Raw genomic sequence first — 17148 nt, 5'->3', positions numbered from 1 at the left:
TAATTGGTTATGTTATAATAAATGGTATGAAGAAAAGCAACTATTAAACTTTAATTAATGATTTTAGTGTAGATAAAGGGGCTTAAGATGAACAAAGGTAAGTACGTAAATTTAGAAGCTTTAAAAGGTAATGATAGAGAGTATATAATAAAGGATAGTAATTATATTATACTAGGAAGAATATTTATAGTTGAATTAGATAAAAAAAATAAGTTTTGTCAGTTTAGATTGAAATTTCATAACCACAATAATGGGGGTTATGAGTATTTAAAAGATACGTTAAATCTTATGCTGGGTATTTTGTTTAAAAATATGGGATTAAACAAAGTAAATGTTATGGTTCATGAAAGTATAAATATTAGTGCTTTTATTGATTTAGGATTTCAGTTAGAAGGTATTATCACAGATAGTGTAGTAAATAAATCTGAATATCAATCAGAAATGATGTTTGGTATAAATGAGTTTGGACTTAAAAAAAATTCAATAAAAAGAGAACTTACAATTAAGGGAATGAATATTAAGATTCATGCATTAATTCCAAGCGATGCGGAAGAAGTGTTAGAGTTTCATTTAAGAAACAGAAAATTTCTAAGGCCTTTTGAACCGTCTAGAGATGAGACGTTTTATACTTTAGAGAGCCAAAAACGTACTTTAGTAGAGAGCTATAAACAATTTTTGAATGGTAATGTTGTGAATTTTGGGATATACAAGAATAACAAACTTATTGGCAAAATAAAGATATCGAATATAGTGATGGGCAGTTTTAAAAATGCGTTTATAGGTTATTCTATGGATGAAAAGGAACAAAGTAAGGGATATATGAAAGAATCAGTTAAACTTGTAATGAAATATGCTTTTGAAGAATTAGAGCTTCATAGAATAGAAGCAACTACTTTAATAGATAATGAAAAGTCACAAAGAGTTTTAAGTAGTTGTGGGTTTAAAGAACTTGGTATAAGTGAAAAACATTTATACATAAATGGTGAATGGAGAGATCAAATGGTTTTTTATAAGGTTAAAAACAGTTAACTAATCTAATATGATTGAAATTTTATTTATAACTAGAATGGCTATTGGAATAGATATTTTTATGAATTTAAGCGTTTAGGATGAGTTTACAAGTATATGATATGTATACTAATCCTAGTGTATCAATATGAGAAAAACGTAGAATAAGTAAGAAAATAAGATTATTGTGCACTTATATTAAGATAAGTAATACGCATCATAAAACAGATAAAAATAATTATGATAAGATATTACATGTTGCTACAGTTTAGCTGCGAGAAAGTAATCATTACAACAGAGAATTTAAATTAAAAGATTAAAAAACTGTTGACAGATGATTAAATAACTGGTAGAGTAGTAGAGGTCGTCACATGATGACAAAGTAAATTGGTCTTTGAAAATTAAACAGAGAAATAGGTAAAGATAGCGAAATAATATTTCGTTAAACCAGTTAATTACTTTAGTATAAAGTAAAATTTAGTCGTAAGACTAAAAGTATGTAATGAGCTTGCGAATCAACTTAATTGTTGATTAAACGACTTAACAGTTGTCGCAGATTAATCATTTCAACTAAAAAAGTGTAAACTTTTAAATTGAGAGTTTGATCCTGGCTCAGGACGAACGCTGGCGGCGTGCCTAACACATGCAAGTCGAGCGATGAAACCTTTCGGGGTGGATTAGCGGCGGACGGGTGAGTAACACGTGGGTAACCTGCCTCAAAGAGGGGAATAGCCTCCCGAAAGGGAGATTAATACCGCATAATATGTTTTGGTCGCATGATCGAAACATCAAAGGATTTTTCTTCGGAAAATTCCACTTTGAGATGGACCCGCGGCGCATTAGCTAGTTGGTGAGGTAACGGCTCACCAAGGCGACGATGCGTAGCCGACCTGAGAGGGTGATCGGCCACATTGGAACTGAGACACGGTCCAGACTCCTACGGGAGGCAGCAGTGGGGAATATTGCGCAATGGGGGAAACCCTGACGCAGCAACGCCGCGTGAATGATGAAGGCCTTCGGGTTGTAAAGTTCTGTCTTCTGGGACGATAATGACGGTACCAGAGGAGGAAGCCACGGCTAACTACGTGCCAGCAGCCGCGGTAATACGTAGGTGGCAAGCGTTGTCCGGATTTACTGGGCGTAAAGGATGCGTAGGCGGACATTTAAGTCAGATGTGAAATACCCGAGCTTAACTTGGGTGCTGCATTTGAAACTGGGTGTCTAGAGTGCAGGAGAGGTAAGTGGAATTCCTAGTGTAGCGGTGAAATGCGTAGAGATTAGGAAGAACACCAGTGGCGAAGGCGACTTACTGGACTGTAACTGACGCTGAGGCATGAAAGCGTGGGGAGCAAACAGGATTAGATACCCTGGTAGTCCACGCCGTAAACGATGAATACTAGGTGTCGGGGGTCGAACCTCGGTGCCGCCGTTAACACATTAAGTATTCCGCCTGGGGAGTACGATCGCAAGATTAAAACTCAAAGGAATTGACGGGGGCCCGCACAAGCAGCGGAGCATGTGGTTTAATTCGAAGCAACGCGAAGAACCTTACCTAGACTTGACATCCCCTGCATAACCCAGAGATGGGCGAAGTCCTTCGGGACAGGGTGACAGGTGGTGCATGGTTGTCGTCAGCTCGTGTCGTGAGATGTTGGGTTAAGTCCCGCAACGAGCGCAACCCTTATCATTAGTTGCTACCATTAAGTTGAGCACTCTAGTGAGACTGCCCGGGTTAACCGGGAGGAAGGTGGGGATGACGTCAAATCATCATGCCCCTTATGTCTAGGGCTACACACGTGCTACAATGGTGAGTACAAAGAGATGCAAGACCGCAAGGTGGAGCCAAACTCAAAAACTCATCCCAGTTCGGATTGTAGGCTGCAACTCGCCTACATGAAGCCGGAGTTGCTAGTAATCGCGAATCAGCATGTCGCGGTGAATACGTTCCCGGGCCTTGTACACACCGCCCGTCACACCATGAGAGTTGGTAACACCCGAAGTCCGTGAGGTAACCGTAAGGAGCCAGCGGCCGAAGGTGGGATTGATGATTGGGGTGAAGTCGTAACAAGGTAGCCGTAGGAGAACCTGCGGCTGGATCACCTCCTTTCTAGGGAGTAGATGTATTGACTTCGGTCGATGCAATAGAAGAATATTAATTTATTCTTCAAAAATATCTATTGTAATTAATCGTACCTAGTTCTCTGTTTAATTTTGAGAGACTAATTTTATCTAACTCTTAGGAGTTAGATAATGAATAGTTTTTCTTAAAATGTTCTTTGAAAATTGCACAGTGAAAAAAGTTGTTTTAAAAAAATTAAAACTACGCAAGTAGTTTATAAATTAATTTAATACAATTTCGCAAAATTAATATAACCGTCTATGTAAATAGACAGAATCAAGGTCAAGCTACAAAGGGCGCATGGCGAATGCCTTGGCACTAGGAGCCGAAGAAGGACGCGTTAAGCTGCGATAAGCTTTGGGTAGGCGCAAATAGCCTGTGATCCAAAGATTTCCGAATGGGGGAACCCACATAGTAACAACTATGTACTGCATACTGAATAAATAGGTATGCAGAGGTAGACCCGGGGAACTGAAACATCTAAGTACCCGGAGGAAGAGAAAGAAACATCGATTTCCTAAGTAGCGGCGAGCGAAAGGGAAAGAGCCCAAACCCAGGTCTTTGATCTGGGGGTTGAGGATAGATCATAAATACTGCAATTCCTTAATTGAAGATAGCTGGAAAGCTGCTCCGCAGAAGGTAATAGGCCTGTAAATGAAAAGGAAAAACAGTCAGATCTAATCCAGAGTACCACGAGACACGTGAAACCTTGTGGGAAGCTGGGAGGACCACCTCCCAAGGCTAAATACTACCTAGTGACCGATAGTGAAGAAGTACCGTGAGGGAAAGGTGAAAAGAACCCCGGAAGGGGAGTGAAATAGAACCTGAAACCGTGTGCCTACAACCGGTCGAAGCACTTTATATGTGTGACGGCGTGCTTTTTGTAGAACGAGCCAACGAGTTACGATATGTAGCAAGGTTAAGTACTTAAGGTACGGAGCCGAAGGGAAACCAAGTCTGAATAGGGCGCATAGTTGCATGTCGTAGACCCGAAACCGGGTGACCTATCCATGGCCAGGATGAAGCGGAAGTAAAATTCCGTGGAGGTCCGAACCACGTTGGTGTTGAAAAACCATGGGATGAGCTGTGGATAGCGGAGAAATTCCAATCGAACTCGGAGATAGCTGGTTCTCCTCGAAATAGCTTTAGGGCTAGCGTCGATTAATTGAGTAATGGAGGTAGAGCACTGAATGGGCTAGGGGCTGACAACAGTTACTGAACCCTATCAAACTCCGAATGCCATATACTTTTATTTCGGCAGTCAGACTGCGAATGATAAGATCCGTAGTCAAAAGGGAAACAGCCCAGACCATCAGCTAAGGTCCCAAAGTGTAAGTTAAGTGGAAAAGGATGTGGGATTTCTAAGACAACTAGGATGTTGGCTCAGAAGCAGCCACTCATTTAAAGAGTGCGTAATAGCTCACTAGTCAAGAGATCCTGCGCCGAAGATGTCCGGGGCTAAAACTTACCACCGAAGCTATGGGTGTACACAATTGTGTACGCGGTAGAGGAGCTTTCTGTACTGGCTGAAGTCATACCGTAAGGAGTGGTGGACGGTACAGAAGTGAGAATGTTGGCATGAGTAGCGAGAGTTAAGTGAGAATCTTAACGGTCGAAAACCTAAGGTTTCCTGAGGAAGGCTCGTCCTCTCAGGGTTAGTCGGGACCTAAGCCGAGGCCGAAAGGCGTAGGTGATGGACAATCGGTTGATATTCCGATACCACCAATGGACGTTATTAGAAATGGGATGACGCAGGAGGATAAGATGTGCACACTATTGGATGTGTGTCTAAGCATTTAGGCGGAGCAAGCAGGCAAATCCGTTTGCTCTTAACGCTGAGATGTTATGGGGAAGGGAATTTATTCCTGAAGTATCTGATTCCACGCTGCCAAGAAAAGTCTCTATCGAGGATATTGGTGCCCGTACCGCAAACCGACACAGGTAGGTGAGGAGAGAATCCTAAGACCATCGGAAGAATTGTTGTTAAGGAACTCGGCAAATTGACCCCGTAACTTCGGGAGAAGGGGTGCCTACGTAAGTAGGTCGCAGAGAATAGGCCCAAGCAACTGTTTAGCAAAAACACAGGTCTCTGCTAAAGCGAAAGCTGATGTATAGGGGCTGACGCCTGCCCGGTGCTGGAAGGTTAAGGGGATTACTTAGCGCAAGCGAAGGTATGAACTTAAGCCCCAGTAAACGGCGGCCGTAACTATAACGGTCCTAAGGTAGCGAAATTCCTTGTCGGGTAAGTTCCGACCCGCACGAATGGCGTAATGATTTGGGCACTGTCTCAACAACACATCCGGCGAAATTGTAGTGCAAGTGAAGATGCTTGCTACCCGCGATTGGACGGAAAGACCCCGTAGAGCTTTACTGTAGCTTAGCATTGAATTTCGGTATTGTCTGTACAGGATAGGTGGGAGACTGAGAAACATGGGCGTCAGCCTGTGTGGAGTCATCCTTGGGATACCACCCTGACAGTACTGAGGTTCTAACTGGAGGCCATGAATCTGGTCACAGGACATTGTTAGGTGGGCAGTTTGACTGGGGCGGTCGCCTCCAAAAAAGTAACGGAGGCGCCCAAAGGTTCCCTCAGCGCGGTTGGAAATCGCGCGAAGAGTGCAAAGGCAGAAGGGAGCCTGACTGCGACACTTACAAGTGGAGCAGGGACGAAAGTCGGGCTTAGTGATCCGGTGGTACCTCGTGGGAGGGCCATCGCTCAACGGATAAAAGCTACCTCGGGGATAACAGGCTGATCTCCCCCAAGAGTCCACATCGACGGGGAGGTTTGGCACCTCGATGTCGGCTCGTCGCATCCTGGGGCTGAAGTAGGTCCCAAGGGTTGGGCTGTTCGCCCATTAAAGCGGCACGCGAGCTGGGTTCAGAACGTCGTGAGACAGTTCGGTCCCTATCCGTCGCGGGCGTAGGAAATTTGAAGGGAGCTGTCCTTAGTACGAGAGGACCGGGATGGACAAACCTCTGGTGCACCAGTTGTCACGCCAGTGGCATCGCTGGGTAGCTATGTTTGGAAGGGATAAACGCTGAAAGCATCTAAGCGTGAAGCCCACCCTGAGATGAGATTTCCCATAACTCGCACGTAAGTGCGGTGTTAGTAAGACTCCTGGAAGACCACCAGGTTGATAGGTTAGAGGTGTAAGCATGGTAACATGTTCAGCTGACTAATACTAATAAGTCGAGGGCTTGACCTAAATATATAATTAAAAGTAATGCGATATACTTCTTTCGTAAGAAAGAAGCGAGGCTTTGAGCGTGAGCGAAAAGACTAATTCACTGTGCAATTTTCAGAGAATATTTATATTCTCAATCTGGTGATTATGGCATGAAGGTAACACCCGTTCCCATACCGAACACGAAGGTTAAGCTTCAATGCGCCGATGGTACTGCAGGGGTGACCTTGTGGAAGAGTAGGTTGTCGCCAGGTAATGTGGCTGGATAGCTCAGTCGGTAGAGCAGAGGACTGAAAATCCTCGTGTCCCTGGTTCGATTCCTGGTCTAGCCACCAAAAACGTCTTAGATAATTCTAAGACGTTTTTTTTAGTTGGAGTGATATATTTATAAATTTTCAATTTGCCAATCGATGTTTTTTTCGCCTACCGAAGTTAAAAAATTATTAGCATCAGAAAAAGGTTTACTATTAAAAAAACCTCTATATGCGGATAATGGGCTTGGGTGAACAGACTTTATTATGTAGTGTATTGGATTTGTTACAAGAGATTGTTTTGTCTGAGCATTGTTCCCCCATAAAATAAAAACTATAGGCTCTGTTTTCTCGTTTAATAAAGCAATGATTTTGTCCGTAAAATGTTCCCAACCTTTATTTTTATGTGAATTAGCCTCTCCGGATCTAACAGTAAGAACGGTATTTAAGAGCAGAACACCCTGATCAGCCCATTTCTTTAAATAACCGTGATTAGGAATATAACAGCCTACATCATTATTTAATTCCTTATATATATTTAATAAAGAAGGGGGAATGGGTACATTTGTTTTTACAGAAAAACTTAAACCGTGAGCTTGGCTAGGTCCATGGTAAGGATCTTGACCAAGTATAACAATTTTTACATCATTATATGCCGTATATTTAAGTGAATTAAATATATCCTGCATTTCAGGATATATTTGCGCCTTTTCATATTCTTCTTTTAAAAAATATCTTAATTTTAAATAATAATCTTTATTAGATTCTTCTAATAAGAGCTCGTTCCAATCATTTACTAAATTATTCATAAAATCACCTCAATTAAGTGTAACATAAATGCATTTATTTTCATAAAATAAGTTGTTATTTTCATTGTATAAATTATAAAAATATAGGATGGTACTTCTGCTTGTTTTAAGTGTTAAATGGTATATAATAATAGAAGAAGATACAAAAATATATGGTACAAACCAATTAATAGCTGTTTTGTATTTCAGAGAAAGACAAGGAGATAGTTTATGAAAAAGGTATCTAGCACTGATTTTAAAGATTTATTTAAGAAAATAGTTCTTATTATTTTAGGCACTTTTATTTTAGCGGTTGCAATAAATTTATTTATAATTCCAAATAAGCTTCTTAGTGGAGGGCTTTCAGGAATAGGGCTAATGTTACAGTATATTTTCAATCTTCCAATGGGTATTACATTATTGATATTTAATATTCCACTTCTTATATTAAGTATATTAAAAATAAATAAGAAATTCACTGCATTTACGATATTGGGGACCATTTCGCTATCGGTTTGTTTAATGCTTACCTCATCTTTAAATAATGTTCTTGCTCCTGTTGAAGAGTCTTATAGACTTCTTTACTGTATATATGGCGGGATACTTTCAGGTATAGGGACTGGAATTGTTTTTTCTAATGAAGGATCTACAGGTGGTATGGATATTTTAGCTATATATGCTAAAAAGAAATATGATATAGAAATAGGTATAATGAGCTTTACAATAAATTTCTTAATTGTAGCTGTTGGATCTGTATTATTTAATTTTAAAGTTGGATTATATACTCTGATTTCTATGTATATTACGGTGGCTGTTATGGAAAAAGTTATGAATGGATTAAACCGACGAAAAATGCTTTTAATAGTATCAGAAAAAGAAAAAGAAGTAAGTGATGCGATAATGAGTAATTTTAATAGAGGAGTAACTATTTTATATGGAGAAGGCGCATATACTAAACATAGAAAAAATATAGTGTATTGTGTTGTTTCATTGGGTCAACTACCACAAATTAAGAGAGTAATAAAAGTTATAGACCAAGAAGCTTTTATTTCTATAATTGATATAGCTGAGGTTGAAGGTAATGGATTTAAAAGCCCTATAGGTTAATATTGCAGCTCCGTAGGAGATGATTTAATATAATGAAAGCATGTAATTAGTTACATGCTTCAGACCGTTGACAAACATAAAATGTAAAACACTCTAATTTAAAATTGGAGTGTTTTTTTTCATATTCAAAAAGGATTTTAGGACATCAATGTCGAATATATATAGTATACAAACTTTATAATTCGGAGGGCATTATTATGATTAATGAAAAGAACTTCACACAACAAAAACTAGAAATGGTGTATTTAGAAGATTTAGTTCCTAAAGACCATATTCTGAGAAATATAGATAAATACATGGATTTCTCTTTTATAAGAGAACTGACTAAAAAATATTACTGCTTAGATAATGGAAGACCTGGCGTAGATCCTATTATACTTTTTAAAATGCTGTTTATTGGGTACTTATTTGGAATAAAATCTGAACGACAACTTGTAAAGGACATTGAAGTAAATGTGGCTTATAGATGGTTTCTAGGACTAAGTCTTACTGATCCTATTCCAGATCATTCAACAATTAGCCAAAATAGACGTAGACGGTTTAAAGGTACAGATGTGTTTCAAAAAATATTTGACGAAGTAGTATTTAAGGCTATAAATCTTAAGATGGTAACCGGTAAAATACTTTACACAGATTCTACACACCTAAAAGCAAATGCTAATAAGCGAAAGCTTGTGAAAATTGAAGTTGAAAAAACGCCGAAAGAATATGTAGCTGAACTTAATAAAGCAGTGGAAGAAGATAGAATAAACCATGGTAAAAAACCTTTAAAGGAAAAAGAACCTGTTACCAAAATAAAAGAAACTAAAGTTAGCACAACCGACCCCGACAGTGGATATATGATGAGAGATGGCAAGCCGGAAGGCTTCTCATATTTAGATCACAGAACTGTCGATAGCAGACATAATATAATTACTGATGTGTATGTTACTCCTGGAAACATAAATGATGTTGATCCTTATATCGATAGATTAGATGTGCAAATAAAAAAGTTTAATTTTAATACAAAATATGTTGGTGCAGATGCTGGTTATGCTACAAATCTTATATGTAAAGAACTATATGAGAGGGAATTAAAATCTGTAATGGGATACCGTAGGTCTCCACATACAAAAGGAATGTACACAAAAAATAAATTCCAATATGTTAAAGAACAGGACATTTACGTATGCCCTGACTTAAGGGCTTTACATTATAAAACGACAACAAGAGAAGGATATAAAGAATATGTTGGTAATGCAAAATATTGCGAGATATGTCCAAATAGAGCTCAATGCTTTTCTGCAAAAAGCAAGTTTAAAACTATTAGAAGACATGTTTGGGAAACGTATAAAGAAGATGTTGTAAAGTTCACCAGAACAGATAAAGGCAGAAATATATATAGAAGAAGAAAAGAAACTATAGAGCGAAGCTTCGCAGATTCAAAACAACTGCATGGGCTTCGCTATTGCCATATGCGTGGATTAGAAAATGTGCAAGAGCAGTGTCTGCTTACAGCAGCAGTGCAGAATATGAAAAAGATAGCTAGCCTGCTATCTTTACTGTTTTTTGATTTTCTAACTAAGAAGATAGTTGTTATTTTAAATTTATCCATAACTCAAAGCGCTATCGCATAATTGCATGTAAAAAGCCCAGTATAATAAAAAAATTATACTGGGTTTGTAAACAACCTGAAGCATGTAATTAGTTACATGCTTTCATTATATTAAAAGGATAGTTAGTAAATGTTAATTTATATGATTTGTAATAGTTTAGTAATAAAACAATGGTAAAAAGGGAAATACTAAATATGTGATGTAAAAGCTAACATAAAAAACAATATAGTATTAAAAAAATTTAGATGTTGAATTCTACTTATATTAATTAACGAGGAGATGTATTTTTATGAAGATAGTTAAGGTAAGAAAAAATGCAGACGGAGATATCACAAATGTATTAACTAGTACAGGTGAAGAATTGGATGTGAGTAAGGTTGTAGCGTTAGCAAAGAAGGGAACAGTAGAATCGGTGATTGTTGGTAAAAATAGAAATGGGAATGATGTTATAAGGTCATCACCCAATAGTATCACAGAAGACAACTTAGATAATCTTCCGAATTTTTAATGACATTTTAGAAGGAACGTCCCCCTCTTGTATAAGAGGGGGTTACGGACTATAATAAAGAAAAAACTTCAGTGGCAGTATAAATTTTCTTCTGAAGTCGTCGATGCATCTTCTGCGAAGCAGTTGCAGCACCGCAGGTGATTATTTAATATAATAGTTGCAAGTCCTCTTTATTGAGTTTTTTCTTAATGTAGAGGGCTTACACTTTATTTATAACTAAGTATAATGTGATGAAGCTGGTATATTATTTGGTGTATAAAGGTATACTATTCCTAGTGTGTCAGTACAAAAGAAACTTAACATACAATAGCATTATAAAGAATACTGTATATAATTGTCGTATGAAAGAAAAAAATGAAATATTATGTTTTTGAAAGATGATATTATATTAATTGTCGCTGCGGTTCAATAGTGATGAAGCAAGAAAGATTAAGAAGAATAACAGTTAAAAGAATTAAAAAAACTGTTGACAACTTAAGATATAACAGATATAATAGTAGCAGTCATCACATGATGACAAAGCAAATTGGTCTTTGAAAATTAAACAGAGAAATAGGTAAAGATAGCGAAATAATATTTCGTTAAACCAGTTAATTACTTTAGTATAAAGTAAAATTTAGTCGTAAGACTAAAAGTATGTAATGAGCTTGCGTAACAACTTAACAGTTGTCGCAGATTAATCATTTCAACTAAAAAAGTGTAAACTTTTAAATTGAGAGTTTGATCCTGGCTCAGGACGAACGCTGGCGGCGTGCCTAACACATGCAAGTCGAGCGATGAAACCTTTCGGGGTGGATTAGCGGCGGACGGGTGAGTAACACGTGGGTAACCTGCCTCAAAGAGGGGAATAGCCTCCCGAAAGGGAGATTAATACCGCATAATATGTTTTGGTCGCATGATCGAAACATCAAAGGATTTTTCTTCGGAAAATTCCACTTTGAGATGGACCCGCGGCGCATTAGCTAGTTGGTGAGGTAACGGCTCACCAAGGCGACGATGCGTAGCCGACCTGAGAGGGTGATCGGCCACATTGGAACTGAGACACGGTCCAGACTCCTACGGGAGGCAGCAGTGGGGAATATTGCGCAATGGGGGAAACCCTGACGCAGCAACGCCGCGTGAATGATGAAGGCCTTCGGGTTGTAAAGTTCTGTCTTCTGGGACGATAATGACGGTACCAGAGGAGGAAGCCACGGCTAACTACGTGCCAGCAGCCGCGGTAATACGTAGGTGGCAAGCGTTGTCCGGATTTACTGGGCGTAAAGGATGCGTAGGCGGACATTTAAGTCAGATGTGAAATACCCGAGCTTAACTTGGGTGCTGCATTTGAAACTGGGTGTCTAGAGTGCAGGAGAGGTAAGTGGAATTCCTAGTGTAGCGGTGAAATGCGTAGAGATTAGGAAGAACACCAGTGGCGAAGGCGACTTACTGGACTGTAACTGACGCTGAGGCATGAAAGCGTGGGGAGCAAACAGGATTAGATACCCTGGTAGTCCACGCCGTAAACGATGAATACTAGGTGTCGGGGGTCGAACCTCGGTGCCGCCGTTAACACATTAAGTATTCCGCCTGGGGAGTACGATCGCAAGATTAAAACTCAAAGGAATTGACGGGGGCCCGCACAAGCAGCGGAGCATGTGGTTTAATTCGAAGCAACGCGAAGAACCTTACCTAGACTTGACATCCCCTGCATAACCCAGAGATGGGCGAAGTCCTTCGGGACAGGGTGACAGGTGGTGCATGGTTGTCGTCAGCTCGTGTCGTGAGATGTTGGGTTAAGTCCCGCAACGAGCGCAACCCTTATCATTAGTTGCTACCATTAAGTTGAGCACTCTAGTGAGACTGCCCGGGTTAACCGGGAGGAAGGTGGGGATGACGTCAAATCATCATGCCCCTTATGTCTAGGGCTACACACGTGCTACAATGGTGAGTACAAAGAGATGCAAGACCGCAAGGTGGAGCCAAACTCAAAAACTCATCCCAGTTCGGATTGTAGGCTGCAACTCGCCTACATGAAGCCGGAGTTGCTAGTAATCGCGAATCAGCATGTCGCGGTGAATACGTTCCCGGGCCTTGTACACACCGCCCGTCACACCATGAGAGTTGGTAACACCCGAAGTCCGTGAGGTAACCGTAAGGAGCCAGCGGCCGAAGGTGGGATTGATGATTGGGGTGAAGTCGTAACAAGGTAGCCGTAGGAGAACCTGCGGCTGGATCACCTCCTTTCTAGGGAGTAGATGTATTGACTTCGGTCGATGCAATAGAAGAATATTAATTTGTTCTTCAAAAATATCTATTGTAATTAATCGTACCTAGTTCTCTGTTTAATTTTGAGAGACTAATTTTATCTAACTCTTAGGAGTTAGATAATGAATAGTTTTTCTTAAAATGTTCTTTGAAAATTGCACAGTGAAAAAAGTTGTTTTAAAAAAATTAAAACTACGCAAGTAGTTTATAAATTAATTTAATACAATTTCGCAAAATTAATATAACCGTCTATGTAAATAGACAGAATCAAGGTCAAGCTACAAAGGGCGCATGGCGAATGCCTTGGCACTAGGAGCCGAAGAAGGACGCGTTAAGCTGCGATAAGCTTTGGGTAGGCGCAAATAGCCTGTGATCCAAAGATTTCCGAATGGGGGAACCCACATAGTAACAACTATGTACTGCATACTGAATAAATAGGTATGCAGAGGTAGACCCGGGGAACTGAAACATCTAAGTACCCGGAGGAAGAGAAAGAAACATCGATTTCCTAAGTAGCGGCGAGCGAAAGGGAAAGAGCCCAAACCCAGGTCTTTGATCTGGGGGTTGAGGATAGATCATAAATACTGCAATTCCTTAATTGAAGATAGCTGGAAAGCTGCTCCGCAGAAGGTAATAGGCCTGTAAATGAAAAGGAAAAACAGTCAGATCTAATCCAGAGTACCACGAGACACGTGAAACCTTGTGGGAAGCTGGGAGGACCACCTCCCAAGGCTAAATACTACCTAGTGACCGATAGTGAAGAAGTACCGTGAGGGAAAGGTGAAAAGAACCCCGGAAGGGGAGTGAAATAGAACCTGAAACCGTGTGCCTACAACCGGTCGAAGCACTTTATATGTGTGACGGCGTGCTTTTTGTAGAACGAGCCAACGAGTTACGATATGTAGCAAGGTTAAGTACTTAAGGTACGGAGCCGAAGGGAAACCAAGTCTGAATAGGGCGCATAGTTGCATGTCGTAGACCCGAAACCGGGTGACCTATCCATGGCCAGGATGAAGCGGAAGTAAAATTCCGTGGAGGTCCGAACCACGTTGGTGTTGAAAAACCATGGGATGAGCTGTGGATAGCGGAGAAATTCCAATCGAACTCGGAGATAGCTGGTTCTCCTCGAAATAGCTTTAGGGCTAGCGTCGATTAATTGAGTAATGGAGGTAGAGCACTGAATGGGCTAGGGGCTGACAACAGTTACTGAACCCTATCAAACTCCGAATGCCATATACTTTTATTTCGGCAGTCAGACTGCGAATGATAAGATCCGTAGTCAAAAGGGAAACAGCCCAGACCATCAGCTAAGGTCCCAAAGTGTAAGTTAAGTGGAAAAGGATGTGGGATTTCTAAGACAACTAGGATGTTGGCTCAGAAGCAGCCACTCATTTAAAGAGTGCGTAATAGCTCACTAGTCAAGAGATCCTGCGCCGAAGATGTCCGGGGCTAAAACTTACCACCGAAGCTATGGGTGTACACAATTGTGTACGCGGTAGAGGAGCTTTCTGTACTGGCTGAAGTCATACCGTAAGGAGTGGTGGACGGTACAGAAGTGAGAATGTTGGCATGAGTAGCGAGAGTTAAGTGAGAATCTTAACGGTCGAAAACCTAAGGTTTCCTGAGGAAGGCTCGTCCTCTCAGGGTTAGTCGGGACCTAAGCCGAGGCCGAAAGGCGTAGGTGATGGACAATCGGTTGATATTCCGATACCACCAATGGACGTTATTAGAAATGGGATGACGCAGGAGGATAAGATGTGCACACTATTGGATGTGTGTCTAAGCATTTAGGCGGAGCAAGCAGGCAAATCCGTTTGCTCTTAACGCTGAGATGTGATGGGGAAGGGAATTTATTCCCGAAGTATCTGATTCCACGCTGCCAAGAAAAGTCTCTATCGAGGATATTGGTGCCCGTACCGCAAACCGACACAGGTAGGTGAGGAGAGAATCCTAAGACCATCGGAAGAATTGTTGTTAAGGAACTCGGCAAATTGACCCCGTAACTTCGGGAGAAGGGGTGCCTACGTAAGTAGGTCGCAGAGAATAGGCCCAAGCAACTGTTTAGCAAAAACACAGGTCTCTGCTAAAGCGAAAGCTGATGTATAGGGGCTGACGCCTGCCCGGTGCTGGAAGGTTAAGGGGATTACTTAGCGCAAGCGAAGGTATGAACTTAAGCCCCAGTAAACGGCGGCCGTAACTATAACGGTCCTAAGGTAGCGAAATTCCTTGTCGGGTAAGTTCCGACCCGCACGAATGGCGTAATGATTTGGGCACTGTCTCAACAACACATCCGGCGAAATTGTAGTGCAAGTGAAGATGCTTGCTACCCGCGATTGGACGGAAAGACCCCGTAGAGCTTTACTGTAGCTTAGCATTGAATTTCGGTATTGTCTGTACAGGATAGGTGGGAGACTGAGAAACATGGGCGTCAGCCTGTGTGGAGTCATCCTTGGGATACCACCCTGACAGTACTGAGGTTCTAACTGGAGGCCATGAATCTGGTCACAGGACATTGTTAGGTGGGCAGTTTGACTGGGGCGGTCGCCTCCAAAAAAGTAACGGAGGCGCCCAAAGGTTCCCTCAGCGCGGTTGGAAATCGCGCGAAGAGTGCAAAGGCAGAAGGGAGCCTGACTGCGACACTTACAAGTGGAGCAGGGACGAAAGTCGGGCTTAGTGATCCGGTGGTACCTCGTGGGAGGGCCATCGCTCAACGGATAAAAGCTACCTCGGGGATAACAGGCTGATCTCCCCCAAGAGTCCACATCGACGGGGAGGTTTGGCACCTCGATGTCGGCTCGTCGCATCCTGGGGCTGAAGTAGGTCCCAAGGGTTGGGCTGTTCGCCCATTAAAGCGGCACGCGAGCTGGGTTCAGAACGTCGTGAGACAGTTCGGTCCCTATCCGTCGCGGGCGTAGGAAATTTGAAGGGAGCTGTCCTTAGTACGAGAGGACCGGGATGGACAAACCTCTGGTGCACCAGTTGTCACGCCAGTGGCATCGCTGGGTAGCTATGTTTGGAAGGGATAAACGCTGAAAGCATCTAAGCGTGAAGCCCACCCTGAGATGAGATTTCCCATAACTCGCACGTAAGTGCGGTGTTAGTAAGACTCCTGGAAGACCACCAGGTTGATAGGTTAGAGGTGTAAGCATGGTAACATGTTCAGCTGACTAATACTAATAAGTCGAGGGCTTGACCTAAATAATTAGAAATAACGCGAAGCTTCGGACGTAAGGAAGAAGACTAATTCACTGTGCAATTTTCAGAGAATATTTATATTCTCAATCTGGTGATTATGGCATGAAGGTAACACCCGTTCCCATACCGAACACGAAGGTTAAGCTTCAATGCGCCGATGGTACTGCAGGGGTGACCTTGTGGAAGAGTAGGTTGTCGCCAGGTAAACATGGTTTACTAGCTCAGTTGGTAGAGCACATGACTTTTAATCATGGTGTCCGGGGTTCGATTCCCCGGTAAGCCACCAAAAAAGTACTTCTTTATGAAGTGCTTTTTTTTTATTTCCATTGTTCCGACATATTATGAAATATTTTCGATTTTTTTAATTCTCCTTGTCTACTATATACTATAGACATTAATTCATAAATCTCCGGAATACTTGGATCGGTGGATAAAACCACTTTTAAAGTATCTAATGCTTTTTCTAAGTTATTTTCATTTATTAAATATTTTATAGTAATTATTTGGTGTTCAATATTTTTATCATAGGTATCATCTTTTGTAGTCAATTCAGCAAGAATAGTTTTAATCTTATCTGTAGTAAAAGGCTTCTGTAAATAAGTAATTGCCCCAAGTTTAGTACAATCCACTGCATTTTTAACTGTGGCAAAAGCTGTCATAATTACTACTGGAGCGGTTATTCCTTTAGTTCTAATTCGTTTTAGAACTTCTGTGCCACTTATTTCGGGCATTTTAATATCTAAAAATATTAAATCTACGGGCACAGTATCAATTAATGATAAAGCTTCATGGCCATTAGTAGCCATCAAAACTTCAAAATTGTTTAGTTTAAGGTAAATGCCTAGCAACGTACGAATATTTTTTGTATCATCTACAACTAAAGCTCTTTTCATAGCAGTCCTTCTTTCCCAAGTGAAAAATTGTATTATTAAATCATCTCCTGCGGAGCTGAAACATTAACGACTTCAGAAGGAGATTTATACTCCCGCTGAAGTTTTCTATTTGTTAGAGTATGTAACTCCCACTTATAGAAGTGGGAGACTTTCCTTCTGAAATGTCGTTAAACATATAGAGCTATAATTTTAACACTTAATGGTGTAGAATTATAGCTTAATTTTAGTTGAGTAAGGATTTTAAATAAAATA

The 17148-nt window shown here is 40.8% G+C and carries 7 protein-coding genes, 2 tRNA genes and 6 rRNA genes; 13 read left to right on the top strand and 2 right to left on the bottom strand.

Annotated elements, in window-relative coordinates; genetic code table 11:
- Positions 1–87 precede the first annotated feature (87 nt).
- From KTC92_RS12355 to KTC92_RS12335, 5 genes are all read left to right on the top strand, one after another.
- Positions 88–1029, top strand: a complete 942-nt coding sequence (locus KTC92_RS12355) for a GNAT family N-acetyltransferase (RefSeq protein WP_216304493.1) — start codon at positions 88–90, stop codon at positions 1027–1029.
- A 568-nt stretch (positions 1030–1597) separates the two neighbouring features.
- Positions 1598–3115: ribosomal RNA gene (locus KTC92_RS12350) — 16S ribosomal RNA — on the top strand.
- Positions 3116–3407: 292 nt separating this feature from the next.
- Positions 3408–6333: ribosomal RNA gene (locus KTC92_RS12345) — 23S ribosomal RNA — on the top strand.
- A 116-nt stretch (positions 6334–6449) separates the two neighbouring features.
- Positions 6450–6566, top strand: a 5S ribosomal RNA gene (gene rrf / locus KTC92_RS12340).
- The 16S, 23S and 5S rRNA genes sit together here with 1 tRNA gene alongside, the layout of an rRNA operon.
- A 5-nt stretch (positions 6567–6571) precedes the next feature.
- Positions 6572–6647 (top strand) — tRNA-Phe (locus tag KTC92_RS12335).
- A 50-nt stretch (positions 6648–6697) separates the two neighbouring features.
- Here the strand turns inward: KTC92_RS12335 and KTC92_RS12330 are convergent.
- Positions 6698–7372, bottom strand: a complete 675-nt coding sequence (locus tag KTC92_RS12330; protein ID WP_216304615.1) for a uracil-DNA glycosylase — start codon at positions 7370–7372, stop codon at positions 6698–6700.
- A gap of 210 nt (positions 7373–7582) precedes the next feature.
- On the opposite strand from KTC92_RS12330, the gene KTC92_RS12325 reads away from it, so the two are divergent.
- From KTC92_RS12325 to KTC92_RS12290, 8 genes are all read left to right on the top strand, one after another.
- Positions 7583–8458, top strand: a complete 876-nt coding sequence (locus tag KTC92_RS12325; RefSeq protein ID WP_165415008.1) for a YitT family protein — start codon at positions 7583–7585, stop codon at positions 8456–8458.
- 197 nt (positions 8459–8655) lie between these two features.
- Complete coding sequence (locus KTC92_RS12320) at positions 8656–10074, top strand: IS1182 family transposase (protein WP_258280577.1); 1419 nt, start codon at positions 8656–8658, stop codon at positions 10072–10074.
- 268 nt (positions 10075–10342) lie between these two features.
- Entirely contained in the window at positions 10343–10561 is a 219-nt protein-coding gene (locus KTC92_RS12315) for a DUF3892 domain-containing protein (RefSeq protein WP_220287900.1), read from the top strand.
- Between the two features lie 414 nt (positions 10562–10975).
- Positions 10976–11098 (top strand): hypothetical protein, encoded by a 123-nt coding sequence (locus tag KTC92_RS12310; protein WP_258280598.1) that lies wholly within the window; start codon positions 10976–10978, stop codon positions 11096–11098.
- Between the two features lie 171 nt (positions 11099–11269).
- Positions 11270–12787 (top strand): 16S ribosomal RNA (locus KTC92_RS12305).
- A 292-nt stretch (positions 12788–13079) separates the two neighbouring features.
- Positions 13080–16005: ribosomal RNA gene (locus KTC92_RS12300) — 23S ribosomal RNA — on the top strand.
- Positions 16006–16090: 85 nt separating this feature from the next.
- A 5S ribosomal RNA gene (gene rrf / locus KTC92_RS12295) occupies positions 16091–16207 on the top strand.
- A gap of 6 nt (positions 16208–16213) precedes the next feature.
- Positions 16214–16289: transfer RNA gene (locus KTC92_RS12290), tRNA-Lys, on the top strand.
- A gap of 31 nt (positions 16290–16320) precedes the next feature.
- On the opposite strand, the gene KTC92_RS12285 is transcribed toward KTC92_RS12290, so the two are convergent.
- Complete coding sequence (locus KTC92_RS12285; protein ID WP_220287447.1) at positions 16321–16896, bottom strand: response regulator; 576 nt, start codon at positions 16894–16896, stop codon at positions 16321–16323.
- Positions 16897–17148: the final 252 nt, after the last annotated feature.

The organism is Clostridium sp. CM027 (assembly GCF_024730565.1).
Classification (GTDB): Bacteria; Bacillota; Clostridia; order Clostridiales; family Clostridiaceae; genus Clostridium_AD; species Clostridium_AD estertheticum_B.
This window is presented reverse-complemented; position numbering and strand designations above follow the sequence as displayed.